The sequence below is a fragment of the Bradyrhizobium sp. WBOS08 genome, from assembly GCF_024585125.1.
In the GTDB taxonomy this organism is placed as follows: domain Bacteria; phylum Pseudomonadota; class Alphaproteobacteria; order Rhizobiales; family Xanthobacteraceae; genus Bradyrhizobium; species Bradyrhizobium japonicum_B.
This window is the reverse complement of sequence record NZ_CP028988.1, coordinates 5,504,699-5,527,542: the sequence shown is the minus strand read 5'-3', so window position 1 is coordinate 5,527,542 and position 22,844 is coordinate 5,504,699. Positions and strand designations below refer to the sequence as shown.

18 protein-coding genes are annotated in these 22,844 nt (G+C 65.9%); 11 read left to right on the top strand and 7 right to left on the bottom strand.

The features are described 5' to 3' along the window. Positions 1-2: 2 nt before the first annotated feature. Both DCM80_RS25915 and DCM80_RS25910 read right to left on the bottom strand, forming a co-directional pair. Positions 3-599, bottom strand: coding sequence for a TetR/AcrR family transcriptional regulator (locus DCM80_RS25915; protein WP_257194314.1), 597 nt, complete (start codon positions 597-599; stop codon positions 3-5). A 110-nt stretch (positions 600-709) separates the two neighbouring features. Continuing rightward, positions 710-1,639: a hypothetical protein gene (locus DCM80_RS25910; protein ID WP_257194313.1), complete on the bottom strand. Its 930-nt coding sequence runs from the start codon at positions 1,637-1,639 to the stop codon at positions 710-712. 290 nt (positions 1,640-1,929) lie between these two features. Here DCM80_RS25910 and DCM80_RS25905 point away from each other — a divergent pair, with 290 nt between their 5' ends. The 3 genes from DCM80_RS25905 (at position 1,930) to alr (ending at position 6,807) form a co-directional block, all read left to right on the top strand. Continuing rightward, positions 1,930-3,180 (top strand): cyclopropane-fatty-acyl-phospholipid synthase family protein, encoded by a 1,251-nt coding sequence (locus tag DCM80_RS25905; RefSeq protein ID WP_257194312.1) that lies wholly within the window; start codon positions 1,930-1,932, stop codon positions 3,178-3,180. 792 nt (positions 3,181-3,972) lie between these two features. Beyond that, on the top strand, positions 3,973-5,478 hold the full coding sequence (locus DCM80_RS25900) for a replicative DNA helicase (protein ID WP_028136855.1): 1,506 nt from the start codon (positions 3,973-3,975) through the stop codon (positions 5,476-5,478). Positions 5,479-5,529: 51 nt separating this feature from the next. Beyond that, positions 5,530-6,807 (top strand): alanine racemase, encoded by a 1,278-nt coding sequence (gene alr / locus DCM80_RS25895; protein WP_257198049.1) that lies wholly within the window; start codon positions 5,530-5,532, stop codon positions 6,805-6,807. A 133-nt stretch (positions 6,808-6,940) separates the two neighbouring features. Here alr and DCM80_RS25890 read toward each other — a convergent pair whose 3' ends face one another. Then, complete coding sequence (locus tag DCM80_RS25890; protein ID WP_028136857.1) at positions 6,941-7,162, bottom strand: cysteine rich repeat-containing protein; 222 nt, start codon at positions 7,160-7,162, stop codon at positions 6,941-6,943. 40 nt (positions 7,163-7,202) lie between these two features. On the opposite strand from DCM80_RS25890, the gene DCM80_RS25885 reads away from it, so the two are divergent. After that, positions 7,203-7,973, top strand: coding sequence for an exodeoxyribonuclease III (locus tag DCM80_RS25885; protein WP_257194311.1), 771 nt, complete (start codon positions 7,203-7,205; stop codon positions 7,971-7,973). 127 nt (positions 7,974-8,100) lie between these two features. Here the strand turns inward: DCM80_RS25885 and DCM80_RS25880 are convergent, their stop codons facing one another. Beyond that, complete coding sequence (locus tag DCM80_RS25880; RefSeq protein WP_257194310.1) at positions 8,101-8,877, bottom strand: potassium channel family protein; 777 nt, start codon at positions 8,875-8,877, stop codon at positions 8,101-8,103. A gap of 87 nt (positions 8,878-8,964) precedes the next feature. Beyond that, entirely contained in the window at positions 8,965-10,809 is a 1,845-nt protein-coding gene (gene treZ, locus DCM80_RS25875) for a malto-oligosyltrehalose trehalohydrolase (RefSeq protein ID WP_257194309.1), read from the bottom strand. Positions 10,810-11,060: 251 nt separating this feature from the next. On the opposite strand from treZ, the gene DCM80_RS25870 reads away from it, so the two are divergent. The 3 genes from DCM80_RS25870 (at position 11,061) to DCM80_RS25860 (ending at position 14,525) form a co-directional block, all read left to right on the top strand. Next, positions 11,061-11,342 (top strand): DUF3606 domain-containing protein, encoded by a 282-nt coding sequence (locus DCM80_RS25870; RefSeq protein WP_257180763.1) that lies wholly within the window; start codon positions 11,061-11,063, stop codon positions 11,340-11,342. Between the two features lie 24 nt (positions 11,343-11,366). Next, positions 11,367-13,604 (top strand): glycogen debranching protein GlgX, encoded by a 2,238-nt coding sequence (gene glgX, locus DCM80_RS25865; protein ID WP_257180407.1) that lies wholly within the window; start codon positions 11,367-11,369, stop codon positions 13,602-13,604. A 195-nt stretch (positions 13,605-13,799) separates the two neighbouring features. Continuing rightward, positions 13,800-14,525, top strand: coding sequence for a sulfite exporter TauE/SafE family protein (locus DCM80_RS25860; RefSeq protein ID WP_257194308.1), 726 nt, complete (start codon positions 13,800-13,802; stop codon positions 14,523-14,525). A gap of 10 nt (positions 14,526-14,535) precedes the next feature. On the opposite strand, the gene DCM80_RS25855 is transcribed toward DCM80_RS25860, so the two are convergent. Together DCM80_RS25855 and DCM80_RS25850 are read right to left on the bottom strand one after the other, a co-directional pair. Then, positions 14,536-16,584: a putative bifunctional diguanylate cyclase/phosphodiesterase gene (locus tag DCM80_RS25855; RefSeq protein WP_373569371.1), complete on the bottom strand. Its 2,049-nt coding sequence runs from the start codon at positions 16,582-16,584 to the stop codon at positions 14,536-14,538. A 17-nt stretch (positions 16,585-16,601) separates the two neighbouring features. After that, positions 16,602-17,750 carry an ABC transporter substrate-binding protein gene (locus DCM80_RS25850; protein WP_257194306.1) on the bottom strand — a complete coding sequence of 383 codons (1,149 nt, stop codon included), beginning with the start codon at positions 17,748-17,750 and terminating at the stop codon, positions 16,602-16,604. Between the two features lie 193 nt (positions 17,751-17,943). On the opposite strand from DCM80_RS25850, the gene radA reads away from it, so the two are divergent. From radA to DCM80_RS25830, 4 genes are all read left to right on the top strand, one after another. Beyond that, complete coding sequence (gene radA, locus DCM80_RS25845; protein WP_257194305.1) at positions 17,944-19,389, top strand: DNA repair protein RadA; 1,446 nt, start codon at positions 17,944-17,946, stop codon at positions 19,387-19,389. A 167-nt stretch (positions 19,390-19,556) separates the two neighbouring features. Further along, on the top strand, positions 19,557-20,186 hold the full coding sequence (locus tag DCM80_RS25840; protein WP_028136867.1) for a CvpA family protein: 630 nt from the start codon (positions 19,557-19,559) through the stop codon (positions 20,184-20,186). A gap of 27 nt (positions 20,187-20,213) precedes the next feature. After that, a complete protein-coding gene (gene purF, locus DCM80_RS25835; RefSeq protein ID WP_257194304.1) occupies positions 20,214-21,737 on the top strand; it encodes an amidophosphoribosyltransferase in 1,524 nt (507 codons plus the stop codon). Positions 21,738-21,894: 157 nt separating this feature from the next. Further along, the gene (locus DCM80_RS25830; protein ID WP_257194303.1) at positions 21,895-22,635 is read left to right on the top strand and encodes an SDR family NAD(P)-dependent oxidoreductase; all 741 of its coding nucleotides are present in this window, start codon (positions 21,895-21,897) and stop codon (positions 22,633-22,635) included. The last annotated feature ends 209 nt before the right edge of the window (positions 22,636-22,844 follow it).

Below are 22,844 nucleotides of genomic sequence, written 5' to 3'. Positions count from 1 at the left end.
CCTTAGTGCTTGTTGATGCGATCGTGTGGCCGTAGCGCACGGATGGCGCAGGCGATCAGCGTGTCGGCCTCGGCGCGCGGATCGGCGCGGTCGCGTCCCGACAGGAAGGCGCGGCAGAAAATCTGCGCCGGACCGATGAGCTGGCTGACGAACATCGCCGGCGTCATCGGCAAGAGCTCGCCGCCTGCAACCAGCGGCGCGCGCCAGCGCTCGATGCCGTCGGCAAGGCGTGCATTCTGCGCGCGCTGGGCGTCGCGGACGTCCTCGCCCCATTCGCTGCGCGAGATCTCGAACAAGTAGCGCGCCTCGCGCCGGCTGGTCACGACCCAGTCAAGATGTGCCCGGATCAGCCGATCGATGCCCTGCTCCGCCGCGGGCACAGGATCGAGCGCGGCCAGCACCGCGGCGTGATAGTGCCGCAAGACCTCCAGGAACAGCGCACCGGCGAGCTCTTTCTTCGAGCCGAAGGCGTGAAAGAAACTGCCATTGGAGGCCCGCGCCCGGGCGCGGATCGCGGCCACCGTCGCAGCTTCGAAACCGACGCGATCAAACACGGCCAGCCCGGCTGCCAACAGGTCGTCTCGCACGCTCGCCGTCATCGGCGCCTCCTCCTAGAGCATTACTCTAGAGTGACACTCTAATGCCGTCAATACGATGCGAAGGCCGCGACGAACGCGGCCTCCGCATGTCGAGCGAAAGACGAGCTGACTTAGCGCGAGATCGGCGGCGCTGGCGGGCCGGAGGACCCGGCGGGTGCGGCAGGCGGGGCCGCGGCGGGCGCGGGCGCGGGCGATGCCGGTTCCTGCGGCTTGGCCGCCGGTTCAGAGCTGGCGGCCGGCGCGGCAGGCTTGGGAGCTGCCTCTTCCGCCGACTTGGACGCAGCCGGCTCGGCGGGCTTCGCGGCCGCCGGTGCAGCGGGCGTTACCGGCGGGACAGGATCGGGCCGTACCGCCGGCGTCTCGCTGCCGCGGGGTTCGACCTTGGCGCTGTCGGGCTTGGCGTCGTCGCGGCCGGGCTCGACCTTGGCCGCGTCCGGCTTGGCCGCCGGCTTCGGCTCCGGTGCGCTCTTCTTGTCTTCAGTGGCTGGCGCGGTGGCGTCGGCCTTCGGCGCCTCCTCGGTGCCGGGCTTGTCGCGGCGCTTACCTTTGCGCCCCTCGGTCGCAGCCTGTGACTCGGGCTTGGAGCCGTCCTCGGCCGGCCGTGTCGCACGCTTCTGGCGGGCGCCCTCGGCCGCGGGCGCAACAGCCTCGCCGTCCGGCCTGGCGTCCTGGGAGCGCGGGCGACGCCCGTGAGGCTCGGGATTGCTGCTCGCGTCCTTGTCCTTGGCGCCGTCCTTCTTGCCGTCCTTGGCCTGGTAGCGGGTGTCGGTGGCACCGTTGGAGACGAGATAGGAGGCAAGAACGCCCGCCATGTCCGAGCTCGTGGTGTAATGCTGGCGCAGGAAGCCTGGCAGCGAACCCGGCGCGACGGTCTTCAGAAGCCCGCGTGGGCTCTTGTGGCAGGCGTTGCAGGTCTGGGCGAAAAGCTGGGACGGAGTTTTGCCGGCCTCGAGATTCGTCGGCTGCGCAAAGACGGTATCGGTCGCGCCGAAGCCGATCAGAAGCAGCACCGTCGCGAGGCTGAGCGCTCGGCTCGACATTCCCAACATCTCCATTGATTCCGAGAGGTGCAGCCGGCCTCCGGGGCGGCGGCGGGTCACCTTTTATCCGATTGAGCCGCGAATGGAAGCAGCCTCCGCGCGCAAGGATGTGATTAAGCCCTTTTGGAATATCGGCTGTGAACACAGCGCAATAGTGCAGCCGGGCCGCCCTCCCTAGATTTGGATGCAAACGCATAGGAACCAGAGCGGGACCTGAGCGTCCGATGTGAAGGCCGGGTTAGTCGCATCTCTTGGTGTTCTCTTGGGGTTCGCTCGAGAGGAAGGTGGCGATGGACCGATTGTTGCGTAAATTCCTGTCTCAATTCATCCGCCGCGGGTCGATGACGGTGACCGGCTCCAGCGGATCGACATTCACCGTCGGCGACGGCACCGGCGAGCCGGTGGCGGTGCGCTTCGTCACTGCGGAGGCGGAGCGGAAGATCCTCGTCAATCCCGAGCTCGGGCTCGGCGAGGCCTATATGGACGGCGAGTTCGTCGTCGAACGGGGCACCATAGCTGATGCCCTCGCGATCCTGCTCGATCAACCCGACCTATTGCCGCAGTGGGCAAAACCGTGGTGGCACCTGCGCTACCTGGCGCGGCACCTGAAGCAGTTCAATCCGCGCTCGCGCTCCCGCCGCAACGTCGCGCATCATTACGATCTCGACGCACGGCTGTATTCGCTCTTCCTTGACGCCGATAAGCAATACAGCTGCGCCTATTTCGAGACGCCGGAGACGACGCTCGACGACGCGCAGCTCGCCAAGAAGCGCCACATCGCCGCCAAGTTGCTCGTCAGGCCCGGACAGCGCGTGCTCGACATCGGCTCCGGCTGGGGCGGGCTCGGGCTCTATCTCGCCGAGACCACCGGCGCCGATGTCACCGGCGTGACGCTGTCGACCGAGCAATTGCAGATCGCCAATGCGCGCGCCGCGGAAAAGGGCCTGTCCGGCTCGGCCCGATTCCTGCTCCAGGACTATCGCGACGCCGAAGGCCCGTTCGATCGCATCGTCTCGGTCGGCATGTTCGAGCATGTCGGCGCCGGCTTCTACGATACCTATTTCCAGCGCTGCGCCGAGTTGCTCAGCGAGAACGGCGTCATGCTGCTGCATTCGATCGGCCGCTCGCAGGGCCCGGATTCGACCAACCCCTGGATCGCCAAGTACATCTTCCCCGGCGGCTACATCCCTGCCTTGTCGGAAGTCCTGCCCGCGATCGAGCGCGCCGGCCTCTTGGTCTGCGATATCGAGATCCTGCGCCTGCACTACGCGGAAACGCTGAAGGCCTGGCGGGAACGTTTCATGGCGCGCCGCGAGGAGGCCGTGCAGCTCTACGACGAGCGCTTCGCGCTGATGTGGGAATTCTATCTGGCGGCTTGCGAGATGACGTTCCGCAAGCAAGCCATGATGAATTTCCAGATCCAGCTCACGCGCCGCCAGGGCGTGGTGCCGATGACCCGTGACTACTTGCCGCGCGAAGAAGCCCGGCTGCGCGCTCGCGAAGGCGTGGCTGGACCGAGGCTCAAGCTGGCTGGTGAATAGATCCTAGTGACGCAGCGTCGAAACCCGGGGAAATCGGACCAGGGCCGTTAACGCCAGTTGCGCCCGCAGTTCCAGGAGGATTTCGGGTGCGGCCGGCTGGCGACGCACGTCGGGCCGTTCAGCGTGCTCCATGGCCGCAATTAGCCCCGACAGCCAAAGCCGGCTACCCGCCTCGCTCCGCCAGGTCTGGGGCTGCCGAGTCTCGGGCTGCCAAGTCTGGAGCTGCCGTTCTGGCCGCATCGCTTGCCTCGTTCCCTGTGACGGACCGCGGGAGACAATTCCCGTCCCGTCCGCCTGTTCCGGTCCTACCCCCGAAAATATCCGGGAGGATGTGATCCACTTCACATAAGTCTGGTCGGGCTTGGCCTAGATCGTCGCCATGAGCAAAGAGACCCAAACCTCGCTCGACGTGCAGGACGACCTCCGCACCGATTACGCCTTGATCGCCACCGGCGTCGGGGCGGCTCTGGTTGCGCTGGTCTACCTCCTGCTGGTCTGAAGCCGAGCCGAACGCGGCCAGCGTGCGCAGGTCGCACGCCTCTTTGGTTACGTCTGCGCGCCAGTCCATAAAGTTCACGGTTTCAGGATTCTTCCGTGGCGCGGCCGCGGCCACTTCAGGCCCGGGCCGGTTCCGCAAAAATCCGTCAAGCGCGGCGCGTGCTGCGGCTGCCAGTCATCCACCACTTTCACTGAGCGGTTGATAGCGGCCAGCTTTCGCTTCCGCTTTGACCTCCGGCGGCGCTTTATCCCGGCCCCGCATCCGCCCAAGAAAATTGCTAAGCACGTCCGACCATGGCCCTGACTGATTCGAACGTTCTCAAACTCGCGCCCGATGCCGGAACTCCCGCCTATCGGAGCGCACCGCACAATATCGAGGCGGAACAGAGCCTTCTGGGCGCGATCCTGGTCAACAACGATGCCTTCTATCGCGTCTCCGACTTCCTGGAGGCGAAGCATTTCTTCGAGCCGCTGCACCAGACCATCTTCGAGACCGCCGGCAGCCTGATCCGGATGGGCAAGATCGCAACCCCGGTCACGCTGAAGACCTTCCTGCCCGCCGATACCGATGTCGGCGGCATGACCATCGGGCAATATCTTGCGCGGCTCGCGGCCGAAGCAACCACGATCATCAACGCCCAGGATTACGGCCGCACCGTCTACGACCTGTCGCTCCGGCGCGACCTGATCGGCATCGGCGAAGACATGGTCAATGTGGCCTATGACGCGCCGGTCGACTTCCAGCCGCGGGCGCAGATCGAGGACGCTGAGCGCAAGCTTTACGAACTCGCCGAATCCGGCCGCTATGACGGCGGCTTCCAGAAATTCTCGCAGGCGCTGACGGTCGCGGTCGATCTCGCGGCCAAAGCGTTTCAGCGCGACGGCAAGCTGTCGGGCATCTCCACGGGCCTGCGCGACCTCGACACCAAGATGGGCGGCCTGCAGCATTCCGACCTCATCATCGTGGCGGGGCGTCCCGGCATGGGCAAGACGTCGCTGGCCACCAACATCGCCTACAACGTCGCCAAGGCCTACGTGCCGGAGCTTCAGGCCGACGGCACCATGAAGGCCGCCAACGGCGGCGTGATCGGGTTCTTCTCGTGCGAAATGTCCGCTGACCAGCTCGCGACGCGTATCGTCGCCGAGCGCACCGGCATCCCCTCGTCCCACATCCGCCGCGGCGGCATCACGGAAGCCGATTTCGAAAAGATCCGCCAGGTCTCGATCGAGCTGCAATCGCTGCCCTTCTACGTCGACGCCACCGGCGGCCTGTCGATCGCGCAGCTGATGGCGCGCGCGCGGCGGCTGAAGCGCCAGAAGGGCCTCGATCTGCTCGTGATCGACTACATCCAGCTGCTCTCGGGTTCAGGCAAGCGAAGCGATAATCGCGTCCAGGAGATCACGGAGATCACGACCAGCCTGAAGGCGCTGGCCAAGGAGCTCAACGTCCCCGTGATCGCGCTGTCGCAGCTGTCGCGTCAGGTCGAATCGCGCGACGACAAGCGGCCGCAGCTGTCGGACCTGCGTGAATCCGGCTCGATCGAGCAGGACGCCGACGTCGTGCTGTTCGTGTTCCGCGAGGAATATTACCTCGCCATGAAGGAGCCCCGCCCCGGCACCGAGGAGCACGCCAAATGGCAGGCCGACATGGAGCGCACGGTGGGCCGGGCCGAAGTCATCATCGGCAAGCAGCGTCACGGTCCGACCGGCACGGTCGAGCTGCACTTCGACGCCTCGGTCACCCGCTTCGGCGACCTCGCGCATGACGGCCAGCTGCCGGACCGCAGCAGCGACTACTAGGCTCCTTGGGTTGAACCGCGCGGGTCTCTTGCGTAAAACGGCGCCATGACAATGGCGTCCGACCCGAAAACCCTCTCGCAATCCGGCCTTCTCTCTGCCGAGGCCAACCAGGCGGCCGCGCTCGCCGCCTATGGCGGCGTCCTGACCGTCGATCTCGACGCGATCATCGCCAATTGGCGCAAGCTCGAGAAGACGGCGGTGCCGGCCGAGTGCTCGGCGGTGATCAAGGCCGACGCCTATGGCTGCGGCGCCGCCGAGGTCGCGCGTGCGCTGAGCAAGGCCGGCTGCAAGACATTCTTCGTCGCCACCATCGAGGAAGCGCGCAAGGTGCGCGCCGCCGTTCCCGAGCCCACCATCTACGTGCTCGGCGGCTATTTCCAGAACACCGGCGAGCACTACGCCAAGATCAATTGCCGCCCGGTGATCGGCGATCTCAACGAGCTCGCCGAATGGGACGTGTTCTGCCGCCGCACCGGCTGGAACGGAGGGGCTGCGATCCACATCGACACCGGCATGAACCGGCTCGGCCTGACGCTGACCGAAGCGCAGGCCATCATCCCCCGCATCAACGCCGGCGATCACGGCATCACGCTGGTGATGAGCCATCTGGTCTCGGCCGAACAGCTCAACAGCCCGGTGAACGCCCGGCAGCTCGCCGCCTTCCGCAGCATCGCCAGCGAATTCGCCGGCGTGCCGGCCGCGCTCGCCAATTCCTCCGGCATCTTCCTGGGCGCGCCGTTCCAGTTCGACCTGGTGCGGCCGGGAGCTGCGCTCTACGGCGTCAACCCGACGCCGGAGGCCGACAATCCGATGCAGCAGGTGGTCGACCTCAAGGCGCGCATCGTGCAGACCCGCAGCATCGAGCGCGGCGAGACCGTCGGCTATGGCGGCACCTGGACCGCGCGGCGGCCGACCAAGCTTGCGATCATCGCAGTCGGCTATGCCGACGGCTATTTCCGCGCGGCCAGCTCCAATGACGGCACCCGCGGTGCCGAGGTCATCGTCGCCGGCAAGCGCTGCCCGGTGGCGGGGCGCATCTCCATGGACCTCATCGCGATCGACATCACCGATCTGCCGCCGAACGCGGCGCGGCGCGGCCATATGGTGACGCTGCTCGGCGAGGGCATCACCGTCGACGAGCTCGCGCATCATTTCGGCACCATCGGCTATGAGGTGCTGACCAGCCTCGGCCACCGCTATGCCCGCATCTACAAGGGCGGCAATGCGGAGGAGCCGCTGGTGAAGCCGGCTGCCGTGAGCGGAGCCGAGCCGCCGCCCGCCCCGCCGCCAATCGAGCAGCCCGCGGCCCCGCCGGCGCTGCCGGGCTAAGTTCTCGTGCCCCGGACGCAGCGCAGCGCTCCTTCAGCGGTGCGCTGCAGAGCCGGGGCCCATCTCTCTACATTCTGACCGTGTGGCCTTCGGGGTTCCGGCTCGCGCTGCGCGCGTCCGGGACACGGAACGCTTACTTTTTCTTCCTGTTGTCCAGCGCCTCTTTGCAGGTTGCGCTGAGCTGATCGCGCTTGTCGGTGAGGCAGGCGACGACGCGGCCGCCACCGGGCGCGATGCCGGCGCAGAATTTGTCGTAATCTGCCTTGCAGGCGCCGCGCGGGTCGGACGATTGTGCCGACGCGAGCCCGGAGAGCGCGACAGCTGCGACGATGGCGGCAAAGTTCAACTTGGACATTGTGTCTCCGGGTACGGAAGGCGGGAGTCGGCAGCTCTACATGAAGATCGCGACATTCAACATCAACAACATCAATCGCCGCTTGCCCAATCTGTTGGCATGGCTGCGCGCGGCAAAGCCCGATATCGTTGCGCTTCAGGAATTGAAGGCAAGTGATGGCGAATTTCCGGCGGCCGCGATCGAAAAAGCCGGTTATGGCGCGGTGTGGCGCGGACAGAAGACCTGGAACGGCGTCGCCATCCTTGCCCGCAACGCCGCGCCGATCCTGACCCGCGACCGCTTGCCCGGAAGACCCGGGGATCACGAAGCCCGCTACATCGAGGCCGCCGTGCGCGGCATCATCGTCACCAGCATCTATCTGCCCAACGGCAATCCGCAGCCGGGACCGAAATTCGACTACAAGCTCGACTGGTTCGCGCGCCTCAAGCGTCACGCCAACACTTTCATCCAGCAGGATCTGCCCGTCGTGCTCGCCGGCGATTACAACGTCGCGCCAACCGAGATCGACATCTATCCGACGCGCTCATGGGACAAGGATGCGCTGGTCCAGCCCCAGAGCCGCGCGGCCTATGCCTCGCTGGTGTCGCAGGGCTGGTGCGATGCGGTCCGCAAATTGCATCCGGACAAGCGCATCTACACGTTCTGGGATTACAAGCGGAACCGGTGGCCGCGCGATGCGGGCCTGCGGCTCGATCATCTCCTGCTCAGCCCTGCCCTGGCCTCACGGCTGGCGAAGGCTGGCGTGGACAAGAAGGTCCGCGGCGAGGAAGGGGCCAGCGATCACGCGCCGGCATGGCTGGTGCTGCGATGACGGCCCATGCCCAAAATATGAAAAACAACCCCATGCACAGTAGCCGGCCCCAGTCGATTCAATGGGTTAGCGCCCACCGATTTCGGCTCATCATGGGGTCCAACGGCATCATTCCCACAGACGCGCCTCACACCGCGCCCTCGTCCGGAATATTGAGAAGCTTGCCACAAGCCTTGCAATGCACGGCGTCGGCATCGTGCCGCTGGAGCCCGCAGGCCGGACACGAAAACCGCACCTTGTTGGGACTGAGCAGCGCGCGGGCAAGATTGAAGAACAGGGTCACCCCGAAGATCATGATCACGACGGTGATGAGACGACCGACCGTACCCGGCAGGGTGATGTCTCCGAAGCCGGTCGTCGTCAGCGCCGTGACCGTGAAATACAGCGCATCGGCATAATTGTGGATCTGATCGTTGCGAAACTTCTGGGTCTCGTAAACGATCCCGGTCATGACGAAGATGAAAACGGCGAGGTTGGTGACGGCGAAGATGACCTCTTCGTTGCGACGAAAGAACGGAGAATCGATGCGCAGTCGCACCAGCATCTGATAGTCGCGCAGCATCCCCAGCGTTCGCAGGATCCGGAGAAAGCCGCCCGCCTCGCCGGCAAGCGGTGCCAGGAAGGATACGATCGCAACCATGTCGGCCCAGGTCGCGAGCTGCCGGAACCTCCGGAACGGATGCCGGCCGACGAGGAGCCGCGCCGAGAAATCGGCCAGCAGCAGCAGGCCGAACACGATGTCGAGCGCTTCGATGATCTCGCTGGGATGCAGGAACGAGGTGGCGATGATGAACAACACCGTCACGATATCGAACACGAGCAGCGCATAGCGGAAGCGCACGCCGCTCGGCGTTGCGCCCTCGTACAGGCGGCGGACGTTGCTTCTGAGAGACGAGACGGTCACTGCATCATGATCGCGGTTTGCACGGATGATTGCAACCGGCAGCGGGCGCCGCAAGATCGTACCGCCATCAGGCCGGGATTGCGCCGGTCATGCCTGACCAAGTCGTACGATGATGTCGCCAGGCCGCAGCGCTCGTTCGTCTGCCGGTCCGCCGCGCCACAGGCATTCGCCTGCGACCAAAGCCGGCATCGGCAGCGGATGGTCGGCGAAGTTGGCGACGATCTGCAAAGTCTCTCCCCTCCTCGTCTGCCAGCGCACATCAATCGCGCCCTGACGAGGATCGCCGCCGATCAGCTCGCGCTGCGCCGAAACGAAACCTTGCGCGATGAGCGGCACGATCCTCTCGCGTCGGATCGTCAGCAATCGCGTCGTCAAAGCCCGAAAGGCCGCGCAGCCGGGAGACTGATCGATGCTGCTCCAGTCGAGCTTCGAGGCCTGAAAGGTCCCCTCGTCGCACGGGTCCGGAATCCTGGCGCGCATCTCGGGAGTCGAAAACGCCTTGAAGTGCGAAAACTCCTTGCGCCGCCCTTCCCGCGTCAACTCGGCAGCTTCTCCGGTCCAGTCTGCGAAGAACAGGAACGGCGTTCCGACGGCGGCTTCCTCACCCATGAACAGCATGGGAATGTGCGGATTGAGCAGGACCAGCGCCATCGCCTGGCCGAGCTTGTCCGGGCCGACCAATCGTGACAGTCGCTCACCCAGAGCCCGGTTGCCGATCTGGTCATGGTTCTGCGCGAAGAAGATCGTGGCTTCCGGCGGCAGATGCGCACTTGGCTCGCCGCGCCGCTCGTTGTGAAGGGCGAAGACTTCACCCTGATAGGCAAAACCCTCGGTGAGCGATCGCGCCAGGTGCTCGAGCGGCTTGTCCGCAAATGCGCGGTAATATCCCTCGTCTTCTCCCGTCAGCAGGACATGAAGCGCATTGTGGAAATCGTCGCCCCATTGGGCGTCGTAATATTTCGGGCGTCCTGCCCCGCGATCGAGCAGGTGCGCCTGATTGGCTTCATTCTCCAGCATCAGATGCACGCGCCGGCCCGGCAATTCGTGCCTGACGCTCTCGGCAAGCTCAATGAGGAAATGCCGCTCGGAATCGTCCTTCAGGGCGTGGACGGCATCGAAGCGCAGCCCGTCGAAGCCGTAGTCGCGCAACCACATCAAGGCATTCTCGACCAGGAACTCCCGCACGAACGCGCCGTCGCGTCCCTCCAGGTTGACCGCCGGTCCCCAGCCGGTGGTGTGACGCTTGTTGAAGAAATTCTCCGCGTAGCTGTGCAGGTAGTTCAACTGCGGGCCAAAGTGGTTATAGACCACGTCGAGATAGACCATGATGTCGAGCGCGTGGGCTGCCCGCAACAGCCGCTTGAGATCGTGCGGACTGCCGTAGCGGGCATTGGGCGCGTTCAGCAGCACGCCGTCATAGCCCCAATTGTGCCGGCCGGGGACATCGTTGACCGGCATCAGCTCGACCGCGGTGACGCCGAGATCGCGCAGATAAGGCAGTCGCTTCTCGACCCCCGCATAGGTCCCCTCCTCGCTGAAGGTGCCGACATGCAGCTCGTAGATGACGGCCTCCGCCCATGGGCGGCCCGGATAAGGGATGGGATCCCGCAGTGCCGCCGTATCGACCACCTCGCTTGCGGCGCCGACGTCATCCGGCTGGAAGAAGGAGGCAGGGTCCGGGACGATCAGGTCCTCGTTGATCCTGAACTGATAGCGCGTGCCGGCACGTGCGGTCGGGCTGAGCATCTGATACCAGCCGTCGTCATCGCGCGACATCCGCCGCGGCGGCCGGCCGGTCTCCAGCAACTCCACCGACCGGGCCGTCGGCGCCCAGAGGTTGAAGCTGACCCCATCATCGACGATCTGAGCGCCGTGGCGCCGGGCCTGTCCGGCTATTCCCAGTGTCTGAACCGATCTGTGTGTCTGAACCAATCTGTCCGCCTTTCGCGCTCACATGATCGCAGGCATGCATTGGCGAAATGCGGTTCGAGCGAGACGTTCCGGTCGCTTCAAGGATGCCCGCGAATGAAAAGCAGGCGTGCACTCTTTCGTTCCTCGCCATGGACGTGAGCCCGCCATGAGGCGGCCTTGCCTCTCGATCCCTCGGTCAGCGCGCCGCTCGCCGGGCAACTGGAACGGAATCATCGGGTAACGGTTACGATCACACACAGGAGTTGCCCGCCATGCGCCGCCCGACATCAAAGCCGATCCGCAACAAGCTCGACCTGACCGACCGCGCTCAGATGCGCCTCGTGCGAAAACGTCTGGGCCTGTCCGATGCCGAGCTGACCGCGATCGTCGGGCGGATCGGCAATTCAATCACCGCGATCAGCAAGGAGGCTGCCCAGCAGCGCGCCAGCGTCCTGCCCAAGCCTGCCGACGTTCCGCCGGCGGCCGTGATCGCCTCGGCAACGGCTGCCGAACAGGCGGCGACTGAACTACCAGCAACAACGCCGACGTCCTGACCGGATCGTCATCGGGGGGCAGACATGGACCAAAAAACGCAATCAGACGACGCCCTGACGCGGGCGGCGTCGAGCCTGCGCCGATCGCGGGTCACCGAAGGCAAACCGTTTCCACTCGGCGCCACCTGGGACGGCCTCGGCGTCAACTTCGCGCTGTTCTCGGCCCATGCCACGAAGGTCGAGCTCTGCCTGTTCGACGACGACGGTGAAACCGAGCTGGAGCGGGTCGAGCTTCCCGAATACACCGATGAAGTCTGGCACGGCTATCTGCCCTCGGCCCGTCCCGGTACCGTGTACGGCTATCGCGTCCACGGGCCGTACGAGCCTGATGCCGGCCACCGCTTCAATCCCAACAAGCTCCTGCTCGATCCCTACGCCAAGCAACTGATCGGACAATTGCGCTGGGGACCCGAACTGTTCGGCTACCAGCTCGACCACGCCGACAAGGACCTCTCGTTCGACGAGCGCGACAGCGCGCCCTTGATGCAGAAGTGCCGCGTCATCGACCCTGCCTTCACCTGGGGCGCGGCGCGCAAGCCCGAAGTGCCCTGGGAGCGGACGATCGTCTACGAGATGCACGTCAAGGGCTTCACGCAGCGGCATCCGCTGGTGCCAGAAGCAGACCGCGGCACGTTCTCAGGCCTCGCGCATGGCGAAATCCCCGCTTATCTCCGCTCGCTCGGCATCACCAGCGCGGAGCTGCTGCCGATCCACGCCTTCGTCGACGACAGCTACCTGGTCGACAAGGGCCTGCGCAATTACTGGGGTTACAATTCCATCGCCTTCTTCGCGCCTGAACCGCGTTACCTGAAGACGCCGTTCGCGAACGAGTTCAAGGAAATGGTCAACCAGTTCCACGCCCATGGCATCGAGATCATCCTGGACGTCGTCTACAATCACACCGCGGAAGGCAACGAGCTCGGTCCGACGCTGTCGTTCAAGGGCATCGACAACGCCAGCTATTACCGCCTGCTGCCGGACCAGAAGCGCTACTACATCAACGATACCGGGACCGGCAACACGGTGAATCTGTCGCATCCGCGCGTGCTTCAGCTGGTTGCGGATTCCTTGCGCTATTGGGCAAATGAGATGCGGGTCGACGGCTTCCGTTTCGACCTCGCCACCATTCTGGCGCGCGAGCCCTATGGCTTCGATGAAGGCGGCGGCTTTCTCGACGCCTGCCGCCAGGATCCGGTGCTCTCCAGCGTCAAGCTGATCGCGGAGCCATGGGACATCGGCCCGGGCGGTTATCAGGTCGGCCAGTTCCCGCCGGGATGGGCCGAGTGGAACGACAAGTTCAGGGACACCGTGCGCGCCTTCTGGAAAGGCGACGAGGGATCGATCGCGGACTTCGCCAAGCGCGTGTCGGGATCCGGCGATCTCTTCAATAAGCGGGGCCGCCGGCCATGGGCCAGTGTCAACTTCGTCACGGCCCATGACGGCTTCAACCTCAACGATCTCGTCTCGTACAACGACAAGCACAACGAGGCGAATGGCGAGGACAATCGCGACGGTCACAGCAACAACCATTCCTGGAATTGCGGCGCCGAGGGGCCGACCGACGATGCCGAGATCATCGCGTTGCGCGAACGCCAGAAGCGGAATCTGCTTGCGACCATGCTGCTGTCCCACGGCACGCCGATGCTGCTGGCGGGTGACGAATTCGGGCACACTCAGAACGGCAACAACAATGCGTATGCCCAGGACAACGAGACCTCCTGGCTCGACTGGATGGGCATCACGGCAAACGGCCGCAGCCTGCGTGAATTCGCCCGCAAGCTGATCGCGACGCGCAAGGCCTTCCCGATCCTCTATCGCAGCCGGTTCCTGGTCGGCTCCCACAATGAAGAGCTCGACGTCAAGGACGTGACCTGGCTGTCGCCCTCCGGCGACGAGATGACCAGCGAGCAATGGGAGGACGGCAACGCCAAGTGCTTCGGCATGCTGCTCGACGGACGTGCCCAGGAGACCGGCGTCAAGCGCCGCGGCTCGGACGCGACCATGCTTCTGGTCTACAACGCTCACTACGACGTCGTGAACTTCACACTTCCGCCGGTCACCGACGGAAGCCGCTGGCTGGGGTTGATCGACACCAATCAGCCCGAGGCCCAGATGCCTGCATTCGAGTTCGGCCACGCTTACGCGGTGACGGGACGGTCGCTCGTCGTCTTCGGCCTCGCCACCGAGAGCGCGGCAACGCGGCGCCTGCGGCAAGGTCTCGGAGCCCTGCTCGACGTCGTGGAAGCGCCGCTGCCCGGCTGAGGCATGATCCGGGAAAGTGCGCAGCGCACTCTTCCGAAAAGATCATGCTTAAACAACAACCTGAAGCGCGATGACGATCCATCCTGATCGCATCGCGCTTTAGGGTTCCGCCTGCCGGAAGCACACCAAACCGCGCCCGGCATCGCGCCCGCCGGCCCGTCCGGCTAGACTGCTCCGATTCCCGGAGCGTTCCCTTTGGCCTTTCTCTTCGTCCTCGCCGTCGGGCTCGTTGCCGGCACCATCTCAGGCATCGTCGGCACCGGCTCGTCGATCATGCTGATGCCGGTGCTGGTCTATGCCTACGGGCCGAAGGAGGCCGTGCCGATCATGGCGGTGGCGTCCGTGATGGCGAACTTCTCGCGCATCCTGGCCTGGTGGCGCGAGGTCGATTGGCGGGCCTGCGCGGCCTATTCGGTCACGGGCATTCCGGCCGCGGCGCTCGGCGCGCGGACGCTGCTGGCGCTGCCCTCGCACGCCGTCGATCTCGCCATCGGCGTGTTCCTGATCGCGATGGTGCCGGTGCGGCACTTTCTGGCGCGGCACGACCTCAAGGCCAATCTCTGGCATCTGGCGCTCGGCGGCGCGATCATCGGCTATCTCACCGGCATCGTGGTCTCGACCGGCCCGCTCAGCGTGCCGCTGTTCCTGTTCTATGGCCTCTCGAAGGGCGCCTTCCTCGCCACCGAAGCCGCCGCCTCGCTCGGCCTCTATTTCGCGAAGTCGGTGACCTTCGAACGTTTCGGCGCGCTGACCGGCGAGGTCTTCATGAAGGGCCTGATCGCGGGCGCCTCGCTGATGTCGGGCGCCTTCCTCGCGAAGCGCTTCGTGCTGCACCTGAAGCCGGACATGTTCCGCGTGCTGATGGACGCGATCATGATCGCGGCCGGGCTCTCCATGCTGTGGAACGCGACGCAGACCTAGGCAACTGCGCTCAGGCGGCGAATTCGGGCGCGATCGAGGGGCTGCCGGCGAGGACGCGGCTCTCGGCCGCCGGCTGCGTCTGGAGCCATCGCAGCACGGTGTCGAGCGGCTGCGGCCGCTGATAGAAATAGCCCTGCCCGAACCTCACCCCCATCTCGCGCATGGCCGCGGCCTGTTCGGGGCGCTCGATGCCCTCGGCGACCAGCGTGAGCCCCAGGGTGCCGGCAAGCGATGCGATCACGCCGACGATGGCCTTGTCTTCGGCGCTATCGGGAATCTCGCTGATGAAGGCCTTGTCGATCTTGACCTTGTCGAGCGGGAAGTGCCTGAGATGCGCGAGCGAGCTGTAGCCGGTGCCGAAATCGTCGAGCGCGATGGTGGCACCCAAGCGGCGCAACCGATGCAGCGTCTCGGCGGCGCTGGCGATGTTGTTGATCAGCGAGCCCTCGGTGATCTCAAGCTCCAGCAGCGAGGGCGCAACATCGAAGCGTGCGCAGGTCGCGCCCAGCGCGGCGGCGAGCGAATGGTCGGCGAGCTCGGACGGCGGCAGATTGATCGCAATCCGGATCTGGGGCCTGCCGGCGGCGGCCAGGCGTTGCAGTGCCCAGCAGGCATCCGTCAGCACGTAGCGGGTCAGCCGCCCATTGTTGCCGCTGCGCTCGATCAGCGGCAGGAATTCGGCCGGACCGATCACGCCATGGTCGGGATGACGCCAGCGGATCAGGGCTTCCAGGCCGACGACCTCGTGGCTTTCGAGGTCGACCTGGCTCTGGTACCAGACCTCGAACTGTCCCTCGGCAAAGCCGGCGGGAATGGCGAGCTCGAGATCCCTGCAGCGGCGGTAGTCGCGCTGAAGCGCTTCGTCCAGCACGGCGACCGTGCCCGGCGCCTTGCTCTTGGCATGATAGAGCGCGATGTCGGCCAGCGTCGGCAGATGCGACAATTCCGGATCGTCGGCGCGGCGCACGGCGAGGCCGATGCTGGCGCGCGGCACCACCTGCTTGTCGTGGAGCCGGATCGGCTCGGAGATGGCGGCCAGCACCTGCTGTGCGAATGCGTGCGCCGATGCCTCGTCGCTCACCTCGGGGCGGATGACGACGAATTCGTCGCCGCCGAGCCGGGCGACCCAATCCTCCGCTTCGACCGCGCTCCGGAGACGCTCGGAAATCTGAACCAGGAGCCTGTCGCCGGCCTCATGGCCGAAAGTGTCGTTGATGCCCTTGAAGTCGTCGAGATCGATGAAGCAGAACGCGACCAGCGCGTCCGCCCTGCCGCGATGGCGGCTCGCGACGGCCAGGCGCTCGGTCAGGGAGCGCCGGTTGGGCAGCCCGGTGAGCGGATCGTGCGCGGCCATGTGTCCAAGCCGGTCGAGCGCGCCTGACGTCGTATGCTGCATGGCGTTGAAGGCACGCGCGAGCTGGCCGAATTCGTTCGAGGATGTGACGTCCGCCGGATAGGCCCGGCCATCCTGCTTGCTGCGCTGGATCGCCGACATCATGGCGGCGAGCGGCCTGCCGATGAAGATGCTGGCGGAGATCCGCATGGCGATCAGGGTCGCAAAGGTCGCGAGCAAGCCCACGATAAGCAGCAGCACCAGCCGGCTGCCGGCGTCCGCGTAGAGCGCCGCATTGGAATAGGCGATCGCGATGCGGCCGGCCTCGGCGGCCATGTTGCCGTTGCTGTAATGGATCGGACGCGAGACCTCCGCGACCGCCTGGCGTTCGGGGCGCGCCGCCACGCGGGCAATCGCCGCGCCCGTATCGTCATAGACGGCCGCCGCCGCGATGGTCTCGTCGAGCATGATCTCGTTGAGCACGCCCGTGACCTGGTCGTAGCGCATCTTCCAGAGCGGCTCGGCGATCAGCTCGGCCCGGCTCTCGGCGAGGCGAGCCATGCGGGCGTCGAGCTGCCTGACCTGCGACCAGAAGCTCGAAACCTCGACGCCGGCGGAGGCGAGCAATTGCACCAGCACCAGGACGGGCACGGTGGCCCAGATCATGGCGCGAACGACCGAACGCAAGCGCGGTGCGGCCTGGTCGCTGCGTTCGGGACCGGTCATCGCCTCATCCTTGCGCATCAGTCGGCGGCGCCTTCGGGAAGCGGCAGGGACGAAATCAGCGCATCGAGTGAGAAGTCGTAATGACCGCATCGTCCCGGCTTCGCCCGGAAGCGCGCGAAGTCGATCCGGTCGAACGCACGTGTCTTGATGAGGTCGCCGACCGAGCCGAGATTCTGCCGGGTGATCGCCGACGTCTTGACCTCGACCCGGGGCGAGACGCCTGCGAAATCGCAGCCGTCGGCATAGTCGCGCAGCAGGACGATCGACCAGCCGCCGAGCAGGAAATGCCCGCCGTCGCTCAGCAGCAGGCGGCCTGCCCTGATCTCGCGCAGCGCATCCTCCGACCAGTTGAGGCCGACCAGCTGGATGTCGCGGCCGGGCACGAGGCCGGCGGCGAGCACCGCGCGCAGCGCGCCGAGCGCCATCGGATCGTTTCCGGCCCAGATGCCAGCGGGGCGGATCTCCTTGCGCGCGGCCCAGCCCAGATAATTCGCGGTGACCCGCTCGGCCTCCGACTGCGTCCAGTTGGCAAACAGCAGCCGGTCCACCACGACGTCGGGCGCGGCATCCACCGCCAGCTTGAGACCTGTGTTGCGCGCGATCGAGGCGGGCGTGATCTCGTCGCCGCCGATGCCGAGAATATGGATCTTGCCGTCCGCGCTCTGCCATTTCTCGGCACGCGCCGCCGCGATCAGGGCGCCCGCCATCCGCGCGCCCGCGGTCTGGAGATCGGTCGTGATGTCGCCGAGCCAGGTCTTGAGCTTCTGCCGCGGCGGCCCAAGGCGCGCCGCATCCTCGCCGATCAACGTGTTCGAGAGCAGCAGCGTCTTGACGCCGGCAGCCTCGGCCGCCTCCAGGATCGGAACGGCGGCGGATTCCTCGTTCGACAGGATGAGGAAATCGGGCTTGTCGCGACGTGCCAGCACGCCGAGGCCGAGCTCCTGCATGGTGCGATAATTGCGTTCGCTGGTCAGCACCTCGACATGGGCGTCGAGCTTGCGCGCGGCGGCCTGCATGCTCTGCCCGACCATGTCCCAGAACACCTCGCCGGACTTGCCGGGATTGACGAAGACGATCTTGAGCGGCTTGGCAAGGCTGGGGCTGGCGGAGGCGAAAACGCCACAGGTCATGCCCGCAGCGAGCAATATTCGCAGGAATCTCGTCATGTCTCGTCGCCGCCCCCCGATGGTTCCGAAATTGGACCCGCGTCCGCTAACACTTCGCAAAATCCACCCGGTCACAGCGGTACAGGGCTAATGAAAGTATAACTGGCGTGCCGGGCCGAGATCATCGAAGCGCCGGCGATCACCCCGCCATTCCGTGCTATCACCAAGCCGAAACCTCGACTCAACCGGTGCCATGGCCAAGAACACGCTTTCCTTCGTCTGCCAGAACTGCGGCGCGGCCTATAATCGCTGGCAGGGCAAGTGCGAGTCCTGCGGCGAATGGAATACGCTCGCGGAAGAGGACACCAGCGGCAGCGTGCCGGTCTCGATCCGCTCCAGGCGCAAGGGGCGGACGTTCGCGCTGGAGAGCCTTTCCGGCAAGAGCCCGGATGCGCCGCGCCTGTCCTCAGGCATGGCCGAGCTCGACCGTGTCACCGGCGGCGGCTTCGTCCGCGGCTCGGTGCTGCTGGTCGGCGGCGATCCCGGCATCGGCAAATCGACGCTGCTGACGCAGGCGACCAGCCTGTTAGCGCGCGCCGGCCATCGCGTCGTCTACATCTCCGGCGAAGAGGCGGTCGCGCAGGTGCGCCTGCGTGCCGAACGGCTCGGGCTGTCGGACGCGCCGGTGCAGCTCGCGGCCGAGACCTCGGTCGAGGACATCGTCTCGACGCTGTCGGAGGGCGCGGTGCCCCGGCTGATCGTGATCGATTCGATCCAGACCATGTGGACCGACACGGTGGAATCGGCGCCCGGCACGGTGACCCAGGTGCGTGCTTCGGCGCAGGCGCTGATCCGGTTTGCCAAGAAAACCGGCGCCGCCATCATCCTGGTCGGCCATGTCACCAAGGACGGCCAGATCGCCGGCCCCCGTGTGGTCGAGCACATGGTCGATGCCGTGATGTCGTTCGAGGGCGAAGGCTCGCAGCAATTCCGCATCCTGCGCGCGGTGAAGAACCGCTTCGGCCCGACCGACGAGATCGGGGTGTTCGAGATGACGGGCCTCGGTCTGCGCGAGGTCACCAACCCCTCGGAGCTGTTCCTGTCCGAACGCGATCTCGGCACGCCCGGCACCGCAGTCTTTGCGGGTATCGAGGGCACGCGGCCCGTTCTGGTGGAATTGCAGGCGCTGGTGGCGCCGACCTCGCTCGGCACGCCCAGGCGCGCGGTGGTCGGCTGGGATCCGAGCCGGCTCTCGATGGTGCTGGCGGTGCTGGAGGCGCATTGCGGGGTCAAGCTGTCCGGCCACGACGTCTACCTGAACGTCGCCGGCGGCCTGCGCATCCACGAGCCGGCAGCGGACCTAGCCGCGGCGGCGGCGCTGGTGTCGTCCCTGGTTAACGCGCAATTGCCGAGCGATGCGGTCTATTTCGGCGAGATCTCGCTGTCCGGCGTGGTGCGCCCGGTGGCGCAGACCCCGGCCCGGCTGAAGGAAGCCGCCAAACTCGGCTTTCAGCGCGCCGTGCTGCCCGAATCGGCGCGCGGCGAGAGCGGCGGCGATGCCGGATTGTCGCTGAACGCGATCAACAGCCTGACGACTTTGGTGGCCGAGATCGCGGCTCGCGGCTCCCGCCGCGGCGAATCGAGCGCGCCGGCCGAGAAAAATGCCACACCGGCAAGATTCCGCCGCGGAGAGGGCTAGGCGGAGGTGACGCCGAAGGCCTCCGCCGCTATACAGCCGTCACAAAAGCAGCATGGGATTGCGTGGTTGCGGCCTTGCCGGGAACGCCGTCTGCCCCTCTTTTAAGGCAGCGGCCAAGCACCGATTCGCCAGAGCACCTTTGAAGTACGAGCGGACCAGACCAGCCGATGCCAGTAACCATCCTCGACCTGATCCTGCTCGGTGTGATGCTGATTTCGGGCCTGCTCGCCATGGTCCGCGGTTTCATGCGCGAAATCCTGTCGATCGCGGCCTGGGGCGCGGCGGCGATCGTGACGCTCTATTCGTTCTCGAAGCTGCTGCCGACCGCCAAGACCTATTTCAACAACGACACGGTGGCGAGCGTCGTCGTGGTCGCGGGCGTGTTCATCGGCACCCTCGTCGTGGTCTCCGTGATCACGGTGCGGATCTCCGACATGATCCTGGATTCGCGCATCGGCGCGCTGGACCGCACCCTCGGTTTCCTGTTTGGCCTCGCTCGCGGGCTTTTGATCGTCGTGGTCGCCTTCCTGTTCTTCACCTGGCTGGTGCCGGACAAGCAGCGTCCGGACTGGGTCACGGGCGCCAAGTCCCGCGTGGTGCTGCAGGGAACCGGCGATTGGCTGATGGCCCTCTTGCCTGACGACCCCGAGAACACCATCTTGAAGAGATTCAAGAAAAACAAACCAGATGATGATCAAGCTGATTCCGAGCAGCAGCCTTCGGGCAGTGGCGACGGATACAGTAAACCTGCTCGTGACAGTTTGAAGAAACTGATCGAGAAACCTGCGGCGCGTTGATTGCCCTTAAAGAGAGGCGCGGACGAGATGCGACACCCTGACCAGGACGCCCAATTCGATCTCGATCCACACGCCGGTCCCGGTCCGGCCGGGCTCGAGGTTCAGGACGATCTGGAGGGGGATACGCTGCGCGAGGAATGCGGCGTCTTCGGCATCTACGGCCACCCCGACGCCGCCGCCATCACCGCGCTCGGCCTGCATGCGCTTCAGCACCGCGGCCAGGAGGCCGCCGGCATCGTCTCCTACGACGGCGGCCGTTTTCACAGTGAACGCCGGCTCGGCCTCGTCGGCGACACCTTCTCCCGCCGCGAGGTGATCGACCGCCTGCCCGGCAACATGGCGGTCGGCCATGTCCGCTATTCCACCACCGGTGCCACCATCCTGCGCAACGTGCAGCCGCTGTTCGCCGAGCTCAATGCCGGCGGTCTCGCCGTCGCCCACAACGGCAACCTCACCAACGGCTTGACGCTGCGCCGCGAGCTCGTCCGAAGCGGCGCCATGATGCAGTCGACCACCGACACCGAGGTGATCCTGCACCTGGTCGCGCGCTCGCGCCGCAGCCGCTTCATCGAGCGCTACATCGACGCGCTGCGCGAGATCGAGGGCGCCTATGCGCTGGTCTCGCTGACCAACAAGAAGCTGGTCGGCGCGCGCGATCCGCGCGGCATCCGCCCGCTGGTGCTCGGCGAACTCGACGGCTGTCCGATCCTGACCTCGGAGACCTGCGCGCTCGACATCATCGGCGCGCGCTTCATCCGCGACATCGAGCCGGGCGAGGTCATCGTGTTCGACGAGAACGGCCAGGACATCCACAAGCCGTTCCCGCCGATGGCGCCGCGTCCCTGCATCTTCGAGTACATCTATTTCTCCCGGCCGGATTCCATCGTGCACGGCCGCTCGGTCTACGAGGTCCGCAAGGCCTTCGGAGCGCAGCTGGCGCGCGAGAGCCACGTGCCGATCGACGTCGTCGTGCCGGTGCCGGATTCCGGCGTGCCGGCCGCGGTCGGCTACAGCCAGCATTCCGGCGTGCCGTTCGAGCTCGGCATCATCCGCAACCATTATGTCGGCCGCACCTTCATCCAGCCGACCCAGGCGATCCGCGAATCCGGCGTGCGCATGAAGCACTCGGCCAACCGCGCCGCGATCGAGGGCAAGCGCATCATCCTGATCGACGACTCGCTGGTGCGCGGCACCACCTCGAAGAAGATCGTGCGCATGATGCGCGATGCCGGCGCCAAGGAAGTGCACTTCCGCCTCGCCTCGCCCCCGATCCTCTATCCCGATTATTACGGCATCGACCTGCCCGACCGCGGCGGCCTTCTGGCGGCGACGCATTCGCTGGAGGAGATGCGCGAGATCATCGGCGCCGACTCGCTCGCCTTCCTGTCGATCGACGGCATGTACCGCGCCATGGGCGAGCCCGGCCGCGACCCCGCCAATCCGAAATTCTCGGATCATTGCTTTACCGGGGCCTATCCGACCCACCTCACCGACCAGACTCAGACCGAGCAGCAGCCGCGGCAGCTGTCGCTGCTGGCCGAGGCGAGCTGACGGCGCAGCCGTCATCCCGGGCGACGCGAAGCATCGAACCCGGGATCTCGATGTGTTGCCTCGAACCTCTAGATTCCGGGTTCGGTCCTGCGGACCACCCCGGAATGACGACCATGTGGGGGCTTGTCCCGGCCATCCACGCCTGTAAAACCCCGCCATGACCAAACCCCTCGCTGACCGCATCGCTCTCGTCACCGGCGCCTCGCGCGGCATCGGCTATGCCACGGCCCTCGCCTTGGCCAAGGCCGGCGCGCATATCGTCGCCACCGCGCGCACGCAAGGCGGGCTGGAAGAGCTCGACGACGAGATCCGCAAGCTCGGCGGCAGTGCCACCCTGGTGCCGCTCAACCTCACCGATTTCGACGGCATCGCCCGGCTCGGCGCCGGCCTGCACGAGCGCTACGGCAAGCTCGACATCCTCGTCGGCAATGCCGGCGTGCTCGGCCCCTCCTCGCCGATCGGCCATATCGAGCTGAAGAGCTTCACCGACGTGATCGCCGTCAACGTCTCCGCCAACTTCCAGCTGATCCGCTGCATGGAGCCGCTGCTGAGGCAGTCCGACGCCGGCCGCGCCGTGTTCATCACCTCGGGCGCAGCCAACAAGGCGACCGCCTATGTCAGCCCCTACGCCGCCTCCAAGGCCGCGCTGGAAACATTGGCGCGCGCCTGGGCGCAGGAGACCGCGAACACCAAGCTGCGCGTCAACCTGTTCAACCCCGGCCCGGTCCGCACCCGCATGCGCGCCACGCTGATGCCGGGCGAAGATCCCGCGACGCTCGACACGCCCGAGCAGGTCGCCGAGTTCATCGTGCCGATGTGCGCGCCCGACTGGACCGATACCGGCAAGTTCTACGACTACAAGACCCGCACGCTGATGAGCTTCCGCGCGCCGGCCTGATTGGCGCCATGGCGGTCGACGCCAAGGGTAACGCCTATACCGCCGAGGTCGACACCGGAACGCGCATCCGGAAGTTCAGGCTGACATCGGACACGCTGAAATAGCGTCTCAACGCATTTTGCCCAAAGGTTAACCGAGTGATGACGCTACGACGCAGCGTCATCCGGCTTTAGGTGCATTGCCGCCGGGCTTCGGACAGGCTAGAGCCA